At 53.5% G+C, this 15,466-nt stretch carries 15 protein-coding genes; 3 read left to right on the top strand and 12 right to left on the bottom strand.

The genetic code is table 11. The annotated features are described in order from the left end of the window. Positions 1-175: 175 nt before the first annotated feature. The 5 genes from DXB44_RS12185 to DXB44_RS12165 form a co-directional block, all read right to left on the bottom strand. Complete coding sequence (locus DXB44_RS12185) at positions 176-409, bottom strand: hypothetical protein (RefSeq protein ID WP_097839772.1); 234 nt, start codon at positions 407-409, stop codon at positions 176-178. 208 nt (positions 410-617) lie between these two features. Beyond that, complete coding sequence (locus DXB44_RS12180) at positions 618-1,784, bottom strand: OmpA family protein (protein WP_118658894.1); 1,167 nt, start codon at positions 1,782-1,784, stop codon at positions 618-620. A 41-nt stretch (positions 1,785-1,825) separates the two neighbouring features. Further along, on the bottom strand, positions 1,826-2,728 hold the full coding sequence (locus DXB44_RS12175) for a hypothetical protein (protein ID WP_118658893.1): 903 nt from the start codon (positions 2,726-2,728) through the stop codon (positions 1,826-1,828). 22 nt (positions 2,729-2,750) lie between these two features. Then, a complete protein-coding gene (locus DXB44_RS12170) occupies positions 2,751-3,179 on the bottom strand; it encodes a hypothetical protein (protein WP_118658892.1) in 429 nt (142 codons plus the stop codon). Next, positions 3,176-3,742 (bottom strand): hypothetical protein, encoded by a 567-nt coding sequence (locus tag DXB44_RS12165; RefSeq protein WP_097839768.1) that lies wholly within the window; start codon positions 3,740-3,742, stop codon positions 3,176-3,178. Before DXB44_RS12165 ends, DXB44_RS12170 begins: the two co-directional genes overlap by 4 nt. Before the next feature lie 235 nt (positions 3,743-3,977). Between DXB44_RS12165 and DXB44_RS12160 the strand changes: the two genes are divergently transcribed. Together DXB44_RS12160 and DXB44_RS12155 are read left to right on the top strand one after the other, a co-directional pair. Then, entirely contained in the window at positions 3,978-4,337 is a 360-nt protein-coding gene (locus DXB44_RS12160; RefSeq protein WP_118658891.1) for a hypothetical protein, read from the top strand. Continuing rightward, positions 4,322-6,892: a hypothetical protein gene (locus DXB44_RS12155; RefSeq protein WP_118658890.1), complete on the top strand. Its 2,571-nt coding sequence runs from the start codon at positions 4,322-4,324 to the stop codon at positions 6,890-6,892. Before DXB44_RS12160 ends, DXB44_RS12155 begins: the two co-directional genes overlap by 16 nt. 154 nt (positions 6,893-7,046) lie before the next feature. Here the strand turns inward: DXB44_RS12155 and DXB44_RS12150 are convergent, their stop codons facing one another. The 7 genes from DXB44_RS12150 to DXB44_RS12120 all read right to left on the bottom strand — a co-directional run bounded on the left by DXB44_RS12150 (position 7,047) and on the right by DXB44_RS12120 (position 12,494). Further along, entirely contained in the window at positions 7,047-7,565 is a 519-nt protein-coding gene (locus DXB44_RS12150; RefSeq protein WP_118658889.1) for a hypothetical protein, read from the bottom strand. 18 nt (positions 7,566-7,583) lie between these two features. Then, the gene (locus tag DXB44_RS12145; RefSeq protein ID WP_097839765.1) at positions 7,584-7,802 is read right to left on the bottom strand and encodes a hypothetical protein; all 219 of its coding nucleotides are present in this window, start codon (positions 7,800-7,802) and stop codon (positions 7,584-7,586) included. Positions 7,803-7,824: 22 nt separating this feature from the next. Further along, positions 7,825-8,088: a hypothetical protein gene (locus DXB44_RS12140; protein ID WP_118658888.1), complete on the bottom strand. Its 264-nt coding sequence runs from the start codon at positions 8,086-8,088 to the stop codon at positions 7,825-7,827. A 126-nt stretch (positions 8,089-8,214) separates the two neighbouring features. Continuing rightward, a complete protein-coding gene (locus DXB44_RS12135; RefSeq protein WP_118658887.1) occupies positions 8,215-9,474 on the bottom strand; it encodes a hypothetical protein in 1,260 nt (419 codons plus the stop codon). A 21-nt stretch (positions 9,475-9,495) separates the two neighbouring features. Beyond that, positions 9,496-10,905, bottom strand: a complete 1,410-nt coding sequence (locus tag DXB44_RS12130) for a type IV secretion system DNA-binding domain-containing protein (protein WP_118658886.1) — start codon at positions 10,903-10,905, stop codon at positions 9,496-9,498. 15 nt (positions 10,906-10,920) lie between these two features. Continuing rightward, positions 10,921-12,183 carry a hypothetical protein gene (locus DXB44_RS12125; protein WP_118658885.1) on the bottom strand — a complete coding sequence of 421 codons (1,263 nt, stop codon included), beginning with the start codon at positions 12,181-12,183 and terminating at the stop codon, positions 10,921-10,923. 5 nt (positions 12,184-12,188) lie between these two features. Next, positions 12,189-12,494 carry a hypothetical protein gene (locus DXB44_RS12120; RefSeq protein ID WP_118658884.1) on the bottom strand — a complete coding sequence of 102 codons (306 nt, stop codon included), beginning with the start codon at positions 12,492-12,494 and terminating at the stop codon, positions 12,189-12,191. 321 nt (positions 12,495-12,815) lie between these two features. On the opposite strand from DXB44_RS12120, the gene DXB44_RS12115 reads away from it, so the two are divergent. After that, positions 12,816-15,466 (top strand): tetratricopeptide repeat protein (locus DXB44_RS12115; protein WP_118658883.1); only part of this gene is annotated, 2,651 nt, incomplete at its 3' end.

Raw genomic sequence — 15,466 nt, 5'->3', positions numbered from 1 at the left:
GAAGCTTTCCTACTTTGCAAGTATAACATGGTGCAAAATCACTTGCAACAGGCAAGGGGGGAGATCTTGGCGCAAGGCAAGCCGATCACCCCTTATGGATCGGCCGCAGTCCAGAGAGGGGTACCGCGCACCCCGTTTCTTTGACCAACGCGCAAAATCATAAGGAGCACCCTCTTTAAGCTGCCAGCTCTTCTTCCAGAACGGCGTCAACGGAAACAAGCATCCGCAAATTCTCGTTGGACGGCTTCAGCACCGTACAGAACACTTCGGTGCCGGGACGCAGCCCGCTAAAGAAAGCAAAGGCCTCCTGCCCGTTTTCAAGTGCAAGGATCAACCCTTTCCAGCAAGTATCCCGAACCACGCCACGAGCTCCATCACGCACGTCATAGTTGTCATTGGAATCCCACATAAAAAGTACCTCCTCTTTTTTCGCATCGTGTTTTCTGTCTCTGATAAAATGGTATCATCACCGATTTCACGCAGACGAGGGGGAAAACTGTGTCCGGTGCAGTGCCAAACAAAAATCCGGCCAGTACGCCATCGTAAGAAGGCCTGCCGGCCGGATATCATACTTCCGGAGATGACCGCGTAAGTGTCTGCCCTTATGCAGCTGCCGTTCAGCTCTCCGGCTGGCCGACCGCTTCAAATTGAGCAGCCTGAGCTGTGTTGGCTTGGACGAGAAACACGCAACGATTTTCTTCTTCCACGCTGCTGCGGCAATCGGTGGCTTCGAATCCCAGGCCGTAGCAGGTCAGTTTGCCAGAGTCCACACCCGCTGCAACAACGCAATCCCGCACAGCCTTGGCCCTTGCCAGAGAAAGGCGTTTGGCCCCTTCGGTGGTGGAGCCATCCACCTTGGCCACACTCCCTGCGATCACATAAGACGATGACGAAGTCCGGATTTGCTCGGCAAGTTCGTTGATCACTGTGCTGGCTGCAGCCTCATCTGCGAACTCGACACTATCAGGGAGAAACGCAATCTGCTCATTTGTGATCTTCACAAATTCGATGCCACCGTCAGCGGCCATGGGAGAAACAGTGTGTCCGAACTCTGTGAGCGCCGGGCCGCTGATCACGTCGCTGTGGAAGGTCAGGGAAGCTTTGGCACGGTTAAAATATTCAGACCAGAAAGCTTTGATTGCTTCCGTCTGCTTCGCACTCAGGGTGGGCTGGCTGCCTGCCGTGTCACCGGCTCCGAACCATTCCACAGAAACCCCTTCCAGATCCGGGATCATGGCAGCCTCTTCCAGTCGATCAACGAGAGCCACAGGATCCTCGTTGACAATATTAATATCCTCCATCGGTAACGTGGCTGCGGTCGAGACACCGCTGTGAAGTATAATGAGCTGTTTATTCTCAGCTGTCCCGGCATTCAAGACTCTCGCAGCGAGACTGACAGATGTCAAGACATCGGTCTCCGGCACCTGCGCCCGGGCCTCCTTCACGATCTCCACAAAAGAGGCTTTCAGCTTGTTGTTTGCCTTATTTTGCTGTATCTCGTTGTTCTTTTTAACATTGAACTTGACCGGCCCATACACCTGCGGCTGTCCGTCCGTGATGATCAGTGCTGCACTGCCGCCGAAAGCCGTGTTTATGTTTTCAGTGAAATCTTCAGGATTTGTCAAAGCGGGGACGCCATCGCCCTGTTCCAACAGTAACACAGTGTCCGTTGGGGCGACAGTGGTACTGTCTCCGTAGGAAGGCACGGTGCTGCAGCCCACCATCAGGCCTGCGGCCAAAGCGGCAGCTGCAAGAACTGCGGTCAGTCGAAACATCTTTTTCATAAGGATTTTCCTTTCTTCTTATCATGTTGCAAAATCGGATATCAGGATGCCAGTGCTTCTTCCTGGGGTACTTCCTCGGCTGTTTCCTCCAGATGCAGCGCCGGCTGTGCTGGTACGGCATCTGCCTGGGGAGGGATCAGCATCTCTCGGATCTTCGCTTCATCACATGCAAAGGGATCTTCCAGTCCTGCACGGGTCAGTAGGGCCTTGGCCGCTTCGGCGCTTCCGAGTTCGTTGGTCAGGATAATTTTGACAGCCAGCTGAGCGCTTTTGGCTGCGCAGGCCAGGGATTGGAGCTTCACGCAGGCCAGGCGGTAGTCCGCTTCGTCCGCGTTGAAATTCGCCATCGCAAATTCCTTATGACGGATCGCATTGGCAGTCTCTGCCTGCAGATCAAGGAGTTCCAGACGTTCCGCCTCCAGCACAGCCAGACGGTCGTGATGGTTGCATTCCCAGCCAAGGCCAAAGGCGGCGGCGCTTGTGACCAGCGGGACCAGTGCTCGTGCAATCTGACCGATGAAGTACAGCGTCGCGTCACCGTCCACATCTGCGATGTTCATCTTGGCCGTGACGAAGCAAAAGACCAGGAACACGAGGTATGCACCCGCTGCCGCAGCCATGAGGAGACAGATCCGCCGTTTATTGGGGCGTTTATCGCTCTTCAACAGGTCGCTGTGATTCGCAAGGAGTGAACCGGCAAGCGCAGGGCTGACGTCGAGGACAAGTGCAAGAACCCCGCTGACCGCCCAGGCGAGCTCCACACGTTCGTCAAAAATGTTCTGCGCGTAGTACGCAATCGTCAGGGCATCAATCGCCATGAAGAGGATGGTCATCGGCAAAAGTGCATGATGGATCAGAGTGTCCAGCAAGCTGCTCTTCTGACGGCTATTTTTCTTGATGATTTCGATCTGCTGGACCGGGTTCTTTTCATTTCCAGTATACATATGCGTTTCCTCCATTCTTATTTTAGGCTTTCAGACGAACAATCGCAGCTTCGACGGCGTCGAGTTCATGCTGGATCATAGCTTCACTCGACTTCAGATTGTCGATTTGAAGGAGCAGATCGGACCGGAGATTCAAGGCGGTACGGTGGTGACTCTGCCGTGTTTCGACCAGCGAGGAGAGCATACTCTGGTACGCTTTCAATTTCACCATTTCCGTGAAACCTTCCGTCGTTGTCTCGTCCAGATCCAGAGACTTGATAGCTTCCTCTGCCTTTGCAAGCACATCTGAAAAATATTCTGGAGAGGAATAATCAGGATACGCTCCACAAGATGTATAATCGTCAGGATAGGCAAAGAGAAGGTGATGGATTATCGTGTGATGCTCAAAATCTGTCTCCACCTGTTCGCGCCCCTGGGCGGGCATCTGCGGCTTCTTCTTAAAAAGGCTCATGATACCACCTCCTCAATTCCGAGACGTTTGGCATAATCCGCTGCCGAAAAAACTGCAGTAAAGTGCGGGATTTCTTCATCCAGCACCTTGAACTTGCTGGCCTTGCCATAGCGGGTAAGCGCGGCGTTGGCCGTGCAATAGGCGGTGTTGATCTCGCCTTCTGCCGTCAGCAGTTCACTGCGGATGGAGGCGATCAGCTCACGCCGCTTTCCCTGCGCGGCAGCCCGGCGCGCGCCTGCTTCGCGAGCCGCGCGTCTCGCACCGGTAGTGGAACGCGGTGTGCTGTCGCCGTAGTCAGAGGCACGGGGCATTGCCTTGAATTCAGCGATCTTTGGGCCAAGGCTCTTGTTCAGCCATGCCACCTGCGCAGCTTCCAGCGTCTGGAGTTCACGGCGGACGTGCTCATAGTAACCGCCGCTCAGGGTGTTCTTTTCACCCTTCGTCCGGAAATCGGTTTTGTGCGTCAGCGAATCAGCAAGACCGCGCAAACGCATGCACCGATCCGCCTTCCAGATGGGCACCTCATGATACTTGCTTTTTCGATTGTTCGAATAGATCAGCATAGTCTCAGCTCCTTTTCTTTTGTTTTATCCGTTGGCCCTTCGGCTGAGACAGTTATACCATGTTTCCATATTTCAGACATTTCACAGAGAGGTCTTTCCTGAAAGTAACCTGCATTTTTCGTGAAAGAAGCCTTGCGGTCATGCTTTGCGGATGCTATACTGGTCAAAACGGTGCAAAATGCACCGGAAGTCATTCATTCGCAGAGGTTCTGGTTTGGAACATGGAGGAACAGTTATGATGACAAAGCCCTCTCTGAAAGAAGAATGCCGCCTGAAGGTAATGGATGAAAAATGCTTATCTGGCCCATTCCGGATCTCGCTGGGCGGCCTGTATGCACGAAAGACGCGGGACAGGATGACCACAGCTCTTGCAAAGCAGGCGGGACGGCCTGAAGAGAGAAATCCCGATAAAAAGAACAACCAGCACCGCATCCTGTGCGCATTACTGCCGGCGGAGTATCGCCTGATGCCCGACGGAACGGATCTCGCCAACCTGAAGGAAGCTTCCATCAGCCGTTTTTTATCTGCGCAGAGAATCCCAACACAGGAAAGCTCTACTCCGAACGGCAGTATGAGGCCGTGGGAAACAACCTGATCGATCTTGCCCGGAAAGCGGGGTTCAGGACCGGTGAGTTCACCTTGCTTCCTCACATCCGTGGGCAGCTGCAGATCATGCTGGCAGAGCTGACAGAAAACGAGCGAAGAGATTTTTCGGCAGACGCGATGATGCTGCTGGAACGGCTCAAGAATAAATCAAAAAAATACCCCGACCTGGCCAGCCACGCCGAGGGCCTGAAAAAACTGGGCACACTGGAGGAGCAGCTGGCTTACCTGACCGTGATCGCGCTCACCTGGTCCTGCTGGAGTTGGAATAACGACGCCCTGACGAAAGACCTCGCCTTCCTTCTTCTTACCCCCAAAAAGGAAGGCACAGAGATCCAGGCCGTTGAGGCATGGAAAGAAAAGCGGCTGGCAGAAGACAACGACCGCTCTGCCAAGCTGCTGGAGCAGTGCAGAGACGCGTTCAGACAGAAGGATTTCTTCACCTGCGGCAAAGCAGCAGAAGGCATTCTTGCGTTGCGGTTCGCGCCGGACCTTGTCCGGGGCGAAGCATATTACATGCTGTCTGTCTGCTACGCAGGACACGGGTACAAGAGATCCGGCACTCTGCTGAGTCCGAAGGAGCTGATGCTCCGCGCTTACAAATTCGGTTATGCCAGGGCGCGGGAGGTCCTGCTGAACAAATACGGGTTCGATGCAGCGCCGCTTCTTCTGCGTCCGCGTGCCAAAGCACTGCACGGAACAGCAAGAGTGGTCTCCAACTGCATCAACCAGTACACAAAAACCGTCTTGCAGTCTGCACCGGATACACTGCGGAAAGAAGCAGATGATGCATTGAAAAAGAAAGAAGCTGCAGAAAAGTGGGTGTACTGTGCACCCGAAAAAAAAGCCCTTCAGGATTCTGTGGACTTCAGACAGGAGACCCGCTACCTGTTGTTTGATGATGACCAGGAAAAGAATTTCCATGATCTGTTATGTCTTCTGGACCGGATCGCCGCTGTGGAGCGCAGCAATCCGGTCAGCCCGGAGCAGTCTACCCGGCACTGGAGCGGAACTGCGATCTATCTGCGAGCCTCGGAGGATCGTTATGCCGCGCTGGTCGATACAGCTATGAAGCGTCTTGGTCAGTTCGTTGTCAAGGTATTCCTCATCGACGATGAAAAATGGGCAGCACAGGCCCTCCTCACCCGGCATCCGATCTACGAGCTGATCCAGTGCGTGTCCGGCAAGGAACTGAAGCGCGGCCCGTTTGTCATCAATTTCACGGTGATCTGTGACAGGAATGCCGCGCTTGCCAGCCGCCTGCTGCGCGAAGCATACTGGCTCAGTACTTTTTCTTACCCCGGACTTACGGTAAAGTTCCATCTGCTGTCGCCCGTGGCGCAGGAGATCAAAAATACAATGCGGCTGGAGTTTCCCGCCATGTTTGAAGCACTTCCGGATGCCGACATGACTTCCCATGTGACGTTTCTGGCAGAGGATCTCACGCTTCCGGCGCTTTCAGATTATCGGCTCGCAGGATATGTTGACAAGATCGAAGCGATGCCGAACTCGTTCAATTATTATGTAATCGACGCAGGCGATGACATCTCAAGCCTCAACCTTGCAATCCGGCTGCGGGAGTGGAATGTGCGGAGTTGTGTCGCAGGGCGTACACCTCTTCAGAACGGCAGCCAACCGCGCATTGCCTTCTACTGCAAAGATCCGGACATCGCATATCTCGCGGAGAATATGGTCGTCCAGACCGTAGATCATGGTAGCAGTTGGTATAACAATTACAACCTGATTTCTTTCGGCCTTCTCACAGACAGCTACTCCTGGGATGCCATGGATGGCGGCTACTGGGAACGAGTGGCAGAATCCGTGCATCTGCAGTATTGCGGGATTGCCTGGAATGCAGCGGATGACGTAAAGAATGAAAATCTGGTGGACTACTATGCCAGAATGTACAACCGGGATTCCTCCATGGCTGCCGCCTTGTATCTGCCCTACCAGATGTTCCAGATCAGAACGGCCAGTGCAGAACACATTGTGTCTGATGCACCGCTCGGCACCGTCGGCTCAGAGGACGCAAACGCAAAGCTTGCCCATGACATGGGAGATCAGTTCCGTGAAGCCATCAGGGAAAACGGCAAAGTCCTTATCCCGGAGCTTGTCTGCATCGAACATGCACGCTGGATCCGGTGGGCTTATTCTCGCGGCTGGAGAGCCGCACCGCCGGAGCAGGTGCTCTTCTATATGGAAGAAGGAAATCCCAAGCAGCAGCTGTACATTGCGCGGCTCCACGGCTGCCTGTGCGCATCGCAGGAACTGGCCGTGCTGGCAGAGCAGATGAAACAGGCGCTGACGCCAGATGACGGAAAACAGCCCCACAAGAACGACTGGAAGCGCTTTGCTGCATCCCGGGAAAAAGACACCGTCAAGCTGAACAATACCGACCGTGCCACCACGATTGGCTGGATCTATACGCCGAAGGACTTTGCCGAGTTCGACCGCTCTCATGTTCTCGCAAGCGCGGAACTTATCGAAGCACGCTGGATCGAGCATGAACCTCCGGCCCCTGTGCAGGAGGCGCTGAACGGCATCTGACAGCCGGAAGGCTCCACCCTCTCCTTTGGAAAAGCAAAAGCAGGCCCCGCTTATGCACAGTGGTGGCCTGCTTTTCTCTGTTCGTGCGGCAGTGCGGGAAATCTGCGGGTTTCTGGCCGGGCCCGAAATACCGCTCTCCGGATGGCCGGATCCGTCAGACGACCCGATAGGTGTCCGAAAAATCCCGGCCGGAAATGACATAGAGATCCTCCGGATCCGTGATGTTGATATACCCGCCTGCGTCCACATTCCATTCTTCTCCCCACTGCACGATGTGGATGGCCTCCGAAAGAAACACAAAGCGCTGCGGACCGCCCATGGGCTTGTACAGATCAGGCTGACCCGGTATAGCCGTGTATTTTCTCCGGAACGTACTGTCGCCGATGATCCACTGATTAAGGTGGGCATGACAGTCGGCCACAGGGCTGCCTGACGCATCCGCCTTGGTGGCGATCCAGTCCGGATGGCCGGATGCGTCGGTTGAAACCACAACCTCTTTCTCTTTCACAGCCGCACCGCCGGCATCCACAGACCACGAAATGACCTGTTTCCCCGGCACGCCCGGACAGGCAAGGATGCGCGCAGTCTTTTCCGCTGTGCAGACCGGTGCGCCGCTATTCAGCAGCTCTTGGACATAGACCTTCAGATCGGTGATTTTTTTATATGCAGGCATTTTCCTTTTTCCCCTTTGTTATCGCAAAAAAGATCTGATCAGCACCCACAACATGATGATCACGATGCCGATCGGCATGACCGCGTTGATCCATGCCCAGGTGTTGTTGGCAATAGCTGCGGCGATGCACTGCCTGTAGCGCACGCAGCTTATAAGCACCAGCACCGCTCCTGCAGCCAGCCAACCGAGAAGAAACCGCTTGATGACAGTCCAGACGGTAACATCCTGATAATACATGACAAATTCCTCCTTCTTGCATTTACCATCTTCTGAAGCTCCTGGATAGGCTCAGGATCAGACATAGGATCTCCGCTACAACGGCCAGGATGATGATCGCCGATGCCAGCAATTCCGACACCCACATCGCGATCACAGCGGTGATGATATTGAAGTTGATGATCACAAAGATTGCCGCAGCAATGGAGATCGCTGACAGGATCAGGGTGGTTATTGTAACTGCGGAAATACCGGTGTCCGCGCCAAAGCCGCGTTCGGAACCAAAGATATCATTTTCATTTTTCATTTGCAATTCCTCCTTTTTCTCTGCTCTGGTTCCATTATAGCATGCCCTTATTTTCAGAGCTGCTCTTTTTGCACTGATTCTGAAAGTAAAAGCAGGATTTTCTTCAGGCCGGACAGTGAACCGGTATCAGGCGTGAAGTGCAGCTCTTGTCGGGGATGCTCCCTTTGATGACAGGAACCGTGCAGAAGGAACCAGATAGATGTACTCATTCGCAGCAGTCTTTACCGCAAACTGATCCGGAATCTGCCCCAGAAACCCCTGTCGCGGAAAAAGGTCGGCAGCACGGACTCTCAGCCGCTCCTGCGTTGCGATCGCCCAGTTGACTGTTTTGCGGGGAGTGAAGATCAGAGCCGGCGGCTTGCCGACATTCGGCACCGGGTAGCTGTAGAGATAGGTCCCCCATAAAGCCTGGGACAGTTCTTCTGTGACTGCCGGCTGATCATGCCCCGACAGCACAACATTGGAAAAACTCAGGGCCGCGCCTTCCGTGGATTCTTTTGCATTCCGGGAGATATAGATCAGTTCGATCCGTCCCTGCCGTTTCATACTGAACAAATAACGGAGAAGCACATCTTCCGGTACGAACTCCAGTTCATCCACGATCACACGGATCCGGTTGACCTTTTTCAGGGCGGCCGCCAGTTCTTCTTTCAGGTATTCGTTCATCAGGGCCTGTTCTGCGGATGTCGTATAGAGCGCCTGCAGTGGGATGCCCTTCTGTGTTCCGCTCTGAAGATCGTATTTGGTATCGGCGTCAGGATCTGCCACAGCGTCAAATACAGAACTGAGCTTCTCACAGATGCGCCGCAGACAGATGCCTGCCTCGTGGTTTGCCAGGATCACGTCAGTGACCATGTTGTTCAGCCCCAGTGTAAGCGCATATCCGGCGATTCGATCATCGTCTTCCAGAAGCAGTGCGGACAGTGCCGGCAGAGACACCGGATACTTCATGGCAACAATATTCAACGCTGCAGAGGCATATTGCAGGATCCGATCGATCATGGTGTGATATCCCAGCAGCTCCGCTGCACGATGGATAAAGTGAAGGAATTTCTCTTTTCCCAATCCATAGAAGGGCTGGTACTTCCGTTCAAGCGAATCCGAAATGGCGATCTGTTCCTCCGCTCCTGCGCACATCCCGCGGATCCGGCCAAACAGTTCCGGGTGGCACGACAGAAGGATCGTCGGCATATCCTTCCGGCATAGATATTCCAGAACCAGGTCGGTGATGAGTGACAGGTTCGAAGCAAGATATCCGGAAATCAGCAAATCTCCCTGGATCCGGTGGAAAAAGGTCGTATGGCTCACGCTGCCGGTCATAACGCCTCTGGTTTCATTCAGTCGGTCGCACTCGCGCAGGACCATTCCTTTGTTGCTCTCAAACATACTGCTCGTCTCCTTTGTTTATCAGTGATACCGCGGCATCCGGAAAAAGAACGGTGCCTCATTTTTCAGGCTGACGATTGCTTCGCCCAATCCCAGCGACAGGATATCGTTATCCTCAACTGTGTGGCCTTCCCGCTGCGTGTGGATATTGCTTTGCTGGCTTGAAAAAGACAGGTTCTGGTAGTTCGCACCGAACCGGTTCATCAAAAAGCAGCGCGTGTCATAGTCCGAATTGTGGAAAGCGACGATGTTCTGGAACGACGACAGGACACGCTTGGCTCCGATCTCTTCATAGATATCTGCCAAGCTGGAAAAATTCTGAAGTCCGCACAGGATCTTCACGCCCTGCGAACGTCCAAAATTCAACCCATCAGAGAAATGCGTCAATTTAGGCAGTAACAGCATTTCGTCCCAGATGAAATAGACGTTGTTTCTGGCTGTATTCCGGCCTCCCAGCGCATTGGCGAGCGCACTGTCCATCAGCAGGCCATACATGGGCGCAAGGGTCTTGCCGCGGCGGAGGTCATACTCAACGAATACAACCTTCCGGTCTGCAGCATCCACGACTTCCCGCATGGAAAACTCCCTGCCCGGATCATGCTTTGCAAAGGGGCCAATGAACAATTCCCGGAGGACTGTGCCGATGTAGCTGCTGACACCCTGCGTCTGGTTATTGGTACCGGCAATATAACTGATGCAGTTCCGGTAGTCCTTCATATAGTCCAGTTCAAAGACGGCCTTCAGTTCCGCATTCGTACTTGCCGTGACAAACCGGATGAACGCCTCATTGTTCAGCTTCTCCGGTTCCGACATCCAGTACCGGCGCATGAAATAGATCAGCAATCCGGCCACGATCTGCTCAGCCATGGCAGGGAAGATGGGCTGCGACTCGCTCTGCATCCCGGAAAAAAGCTGCTTTGCTTTTTCCAGCGCATCGGAATCCGAATCCGGCGTATACACCAACCGGTCATTGCTGGCGCGGGGCATGATCTCCGCAAAAAGATTGTGGCAGCCGGTCAGGCCAGCATACTCGCTGCCCGCACCGACCACAATGCAATCCTTCTTCGGGATGCGGTCGCCGAACTCCCGGTAATAATCGCCCTTGGTATCAAAGATGATGATCTTGTCGCCTTTTTCCTGGCTGACAAGGAGCTGCCTGGTGATCATGTTCAGCAGATTGGTTTTGCCGCCGCCCGGCTCCGCAAGGGTGAGGAACCCGTAGGACAGCATGTCTTTGCTGATCCCAATCCGTTTTCTGGTGGAGGGATCTTCAAACGTCACAAACGGATGCTGTGCCGCTTCGGCGGTCCATACCGGGACAGGTGTTTCCCGGATCGTCTGTCCGATCAGCGTTCTCGTATAAACTCCCGCATTCCGGTTCTGATTTGCCGCAGTGCTTTCCGCGAGGCGGTTTCCAAATTCGTATGCCATTATGATGCTCCTTTCTCACAGGTCCAGATCTCCACCCAGACCTACATCTTCGTCACAGCCTTCGCTGTTGCTCACGCCGACATCTGTGCCGGCATCCACGCCTGTGTTCACCGAGGTCTGCTCTGTCTGTTCATTCACGGCACCTGCAGAGGCCTGTTCTACCGGTCCGCCGGTATTCAAGTTGTCGTTCACAGCACCGATCTTGTTTTCTGCATTGTTTTCCATGGCTGCTTTGTACTCCTCCATCGCCGTCAGATAGCGTTCAGCCGCTTCACCGGATGTCCGCAGCGCTTCTTCCTTGCTTATGTTCGGGTCGTTCATGGCGTGCACATAGTACTCGTTGACCGCATTGCGAAGAAACTGGTCATATTCTTCGACTGTCATCGGTGTATATTGGAAACTCATATTCTGTTGCTCCTTTCCCGTGGATAACGACCTTGTCGTGACAGGCTGCAGAGCTTGCCGACTCTGTACCATTTCGTTCTTGACAGCCCGTTCTGTTCTGGCATCCACAGACTTGTGGGTGTCATAATACTGGTTCATCAGCACCTGGTTTAGGTCTTTTACAAAGTCCGGATTCTGAAAACGCTGGATCGCTTCCGCCTCCATCACGGAATAGCCATTCGCCTGCAGCGTTTTTTCGTAGGCCTCAAACGATGGTTCCATGCCGTACTTTGCTGTGAGTTCCTGCACGATGCGGCTTGCTTCCTCTTCTGACCACCGGAAAGCATCCCGTTCTGTGGCCTGAAAGTAATAGATGTAGTAGCCGTTGGATGTTTCGCCTGTAAGGTACTGGCTTCCAAAGTCCAGATTGTTTCCCTGCTGGACCATACTTATCGTGAAGTCGTTGGCGCGATATTCTGCCGCAAGCTGTGGATCCGCATTCCGGATCGTGCCGTCAATGATCTGGTCCTGATAGCAGTGCACATTCTCGTGGAGCACTGTGACCAGGCTCTGGATATTGTAGTCATTGATCGTATGCTGCAGCGTTTTGCCCTGATACGTCGCCGTCTGGGTTCCGTTCACCGCCAGATCACGGTTCACGGAAATGACGCCTTTTTCAGCATAGCCGTCGGTCCTGGACGGCATATTTTCAAACTGAACCCTCGGACTTCCCGCCTCGCCTCTCGCTGCGGCGTCCCGGTTTACGGTTTCTTGCAGCAGATCCAGCTTCTGGCTTTCGCTGAGGCTGCGGTATACGCTCTCGCGGTACATCGCATAAAGGTTCCCATCGCTCAGGTTCCCGTACTGGGTCGGATGCGCTCCATAGTCGCTCACCTGGATCACCTCCGCGTCCGCCAGATCCGGCGTTCTGCCTTGTCGCGGTCACCGGTCAGATACTCCGCAAGCACCTCCATTGCTCCGAGAAAATCCGGGCTGTGCCAGAGTGCCAGGAGCATGGGAACGGAGTATCCGTCGATGCTGATCTCTGTCAACGGTTCTCCGGCTGCCCACTGCTCCAGATTCTTCTGCAGTAGATCCGGGCAGTGCTGCACCGCCTCCTGTGCCTGCTTTTTTGCGGCGTCCTCGCTCAGAAAATATTCCCGGCTGATCCGCGCAGCCAGCTTTGCCTGTAATTCTGCGGTCATTGTTCTGTTCTCCTTTCGGGTTTGTTTCTGGCATCATCATACCGTATCCGCTTCTTTCAGCCGCTTCTTATTCTGTGTTTTTGTGAAGGTTCCTGAAAGAAAGCATGAAACTGGCATAACGAAAAAAGCGTCCGCTCATTCTCAGGCAAATGAGTGGACACTTCATATTTTTATAATAGAACGACCCTGCAGGATTTTTCAGACGGCGCATTCACATTTTCAGAAGTCCGTGGTATTATAAATGTATCCCGGCTGATTTTATGAGTGCGAACGTGCCGACGGTTCTGCCGGTGCATTGCAGGGAATGCAGGAGGAGATCAGATGAAGTACATCAAGCTGTTTATCGCGTCTTCCATCATCGAATTCGCGCAGGAGCGGGCAAGCCTGAGCGATTTCATCCGCTCGCTGAACGATATTTACGTCCCACGCGGCATCTATTTTCAACTCACCATCTGCGAGGACCTTTCCAATGCGGTGGCAAAGGACCGGAAGCAGGCAGAGTACAACCAGACCATCCGGGAAGCACAGTATTTCTATATCCTCTTCGGCAGAGGCTCTGACCGGGCAGACGATGCCATCTACACGATCGAGGAATTTGATACGGCACTGGATCAGTTCCGAAAAGCCGGTGCTCCTAAGATTTACACCTACTTCCGGCAGCTGCCAGAGGGGGAATCTGCCAGCAAGAACATCCGTGATTTCATGAACCGTCTGGATCAGGAGATCGGGCATTATTATTCCACCTTCGGCAATGTGGACACGCTCAAACTGAATATGCTGCTGGAACTGACCCGCGATCAGACCGTAGGCGGCACAGTGAAGGTCGAGGACGGCATGGCATCCCTGGACGGCCACAAGATGTTCTCCGTGGCAGACATCCCGCTTTACAGTAAAAATGAGACGGTCCAGAAGCTTCTGGCACAGAAGGCCCAGCTGGAAGACGAGATGGGCAAACTGGCACTGGAGTATGCAAAGAACCCAGCGGGAGATGCCATGCAGCGCCTGCTGGCAAACAGTGAGCAGCGGAACAAAATTGCAGAGCAGCTCCACACGCTGGAAATGGATGTCCTGCAGCTGTTCCGTCAGTCCACGGAAAAACGCCAGCTGGGTCAGTCCTTGAACTGGCGCGAGCGGGACGCCCTGCAGATGATCGACATGGGCAACTACGAGGCTGCCAGAACTCTGCTGGAAGATCAGACGTGGAAAAAGGAGATACGCCAGGCGGAGGAAATCATTGAAATCAAAAAAGATGCGATCCTAGAATATATCTCCGGTCAGAAAACGCTGATCGACACCTATAAGGCCGAGGGCAACACGGCGGAGAATGCTCGAAAGGTCATCGCAGTCTATGAGGACATCACCGCATTGGCAACGAAACACCAGATAGAGCCAGACGTGCTGTATGAGTACGCTTCCTTTCTGAGGGGCCAGTGCCAATATCAGAAATCTCTTGAGATCGCGCAGCGGCTGGAGCACTGGTATGCGCTGGAGCCGGATACCAGCGCAGTACAGCGGGCAACACTGAGTAACCTGATGGGGTTGGATTATTCCGCGCAGAACGATTTTACGGCAGCAGAGAATCAGTATCGGAAAGCCCTAGAGATTCGCCGAAAATTAGCCCAAATGAATCCGGATGACTATCTGCCTGATCTAGCACTAATCTGCAATAATCTGGCAATCCTTCTCGGTAGTACCAACGCTTTCAAGGATGCTGAAAAACTATATCGGGAGGCTTTAAAGATTTACCGTAACCTCTCCGAGGAAGATCCCGATGCCTATCTGCCTGTTCTGGCAACAAACTGTAACAATCTGGCAGTTCTTTACTGTAATACTGGCTCTTTTAAGGAGGCAGAAGAACTGTATCGGGAGGCTTTGAAAAGCCGCCGAGAGCTAACCGAGGAAAATCCCGATACCTATCTGCCCAGTCTGGCAGGCAGCTGCAATGATCTGGCAGGCCTTCTCTATGATACCGGCTCTTTCAAGGAGGCGGAAGAGCTACACCGGGAGTCTTTGAAGATTCGCAGAGAACTTGCCGAGAAAAATCCCGATGCCTATCTGCCCAGTCTGGCAGCGAGCTGCAACAATCTGGCAGCCATTCTCCGCGATACCGGCTCTTTCAAGGAGGCGAAAAAACTATATCGAGAGGCTTTAAAGATTCGCCGAGAGCTGGCTGAAAAAAGTCCCGATGCCTATCTGCCTGATCTGGCAATCAGCTGCAGCGGTCTGGCAATCCTTCTCCGCAATACTGGCTCTTTCAAGGAGGCGAAAAAACTATATCGAGAGGCTTTAAAGATTCGCCGAGAGCTGGCTGAAAAAAGTCCCGATGCCTATCTGCCTGATCTGGCAATCAGCTGCAGCGGTCTGGCAATCCTTCTCCGCAATACTGGCTCTTTCAAGGAGGCAGAAGAACTGCATCGGGAAGCATTGAGGATTCGCAGAGAACTCGCCGAGAAGAATCCCGATGCTTATCTCCTAGTCCTAGCAAACAGTTGCAGCAATCTAGCAGTCCTTCTCTGTGATACCAACTCTTTCAAGGAGGCTGAAAAGCTGTATCGGGAGGCTTTGAAGATTTATCGAGACCTTTCCGAGAAGAATCCCGATGCTTATCTACCTGCTCTGGCAAGGGGCTGCAGCAATCTGGCATGCCTTCTTTATAATACCAACTCTTTTAAGGAGGCAGAAGAATTGTATCGGGAGGCTTTGAAAATTCGCAGAGAACTCGCCGAGAAATCTCCCGATGCCTATCTGCCTGATCTGGCAATCAGCTGCAACAATCTGGCATACCTTCTCAGTGATACCGGTTCTTCCAAGGAGGCGGAAGAACTGTATCGGGAGGCTTTGAAAAGCCGCAGAGAACTCGCCGAGAAAAATCCCGATGTTTATCTACCTGCGCTGGCAAGGGGCTGCAACAATCTGGCAGCCCTTCTCCGCGATACCGGCTCTTTCAGGGAGGCGGAAGAACTGCATCGAGA

It is taken from the genome of Faecalibacterium sp. OM04-11BH (genome assembly GCF_003482185.1).
GTDB lineage: Bacteria > Bacillota > Clostridia > Oscillospirales > Ruminococcaceae > Faecalibacterium > Faecalibacterium tardum.
This window is presented reverse-complemented; position numbering and strand designations above follow the sequence as displayed.

What these genes read in the sequence shown, in the direction of transcription:
- DXB44_RS12150 (WP_118658889.1), bottom strand. Translation starts at nt 7,565, where the DNA reads ATGCCTGCATATAAAAAAATCACCGATCTGAAGGTCTATGTCCAAGAG.
- DXB44_RS12130 (WP_118658886.1), bottom strand. Translation starts at nt 10,905, where the DNA reads ATGGCATACGAATTTGGAAACCGCCTCGCGGAAAGCACTGCGGCAAAT.
- DXB44_RS12185 (WP_097839772.1), bottom strand. Translation starts at nt 409, where the DNA reads ATGTGGGATTCCAATGACAACTATGACGTGCGTGATGGAGCTCGTGGC.
- DXB44_RS12180 (WP_118658894.1), bottom strand. Translation starts at nt 1,784, where the DNA reads ATGAAAAAGATGTTTCGACTGACCGCAGTTCTTGCAGCTGCCGCTTTG.
- DXB44_RS12165 (WP_097839768.1), bottom strand. Translation starts at nt 3,742, where the DNA reads ATGCTGATCTATTCGAACAATCGAAAAAGCAAGTATCATGAGGTGCCC.
- DXB44_RS12145 (WP_097839765.1), bottom strand. Translation starts at nt 7,802, where the DNA reads ATGTATTATCAGGATGTTACCGTCTGGACTGTCATCAAGCGGTTTCTT.
- DXB44_RS12135 (WP_118658887.1), bottom strand. Translation starts at nt 9,474, where the DNA reads ATGTTTGAGAGCAACAAAGGAATGGTCCTGCGCGAGTGCGACCGACTG.
- DXB44_RS12160 (WP_118658891.1), top strand. Translation starts at nt 3,978, where the DNA reads ATGATGACAAAGCCCTCTCTGAAAGAAGAATGCCGCCTGAAGGTAATG.
- DXB44_RS12170 (WP_118658892.1), bottom strand. Translation starts at nt 3,179, where the DNA reads ATGAGCCTTTTTAAGAAGAAGCCGCAGATGCCCGCCCAGGGGCGCGAA.
- DXB44_RS12120 (WP_118658884.1), bottom strand. Translation starts at nt 12,494, where the DNA reads ATGACCGCAGAATTACAGGCAAAGCTGGCTGCGCGGATCAGCCGGGAA.
- DXB44_RS12175 (WP_118658893.1), bottom strand. Translation starts at nt 2,728, where the DNA reads ATGTATACTGGAAATGAAAAGAACCCGGTCCAGCAGATCGAAATCATC.
- DXB44_RS12140 (WP_118658888.1), bottom strand. Translation starts at nt 8,088, where the DNA reads ATGAAAAATGAAAATGATATCTTTGGTTCCGAACGCGGCTTTGGCGCG.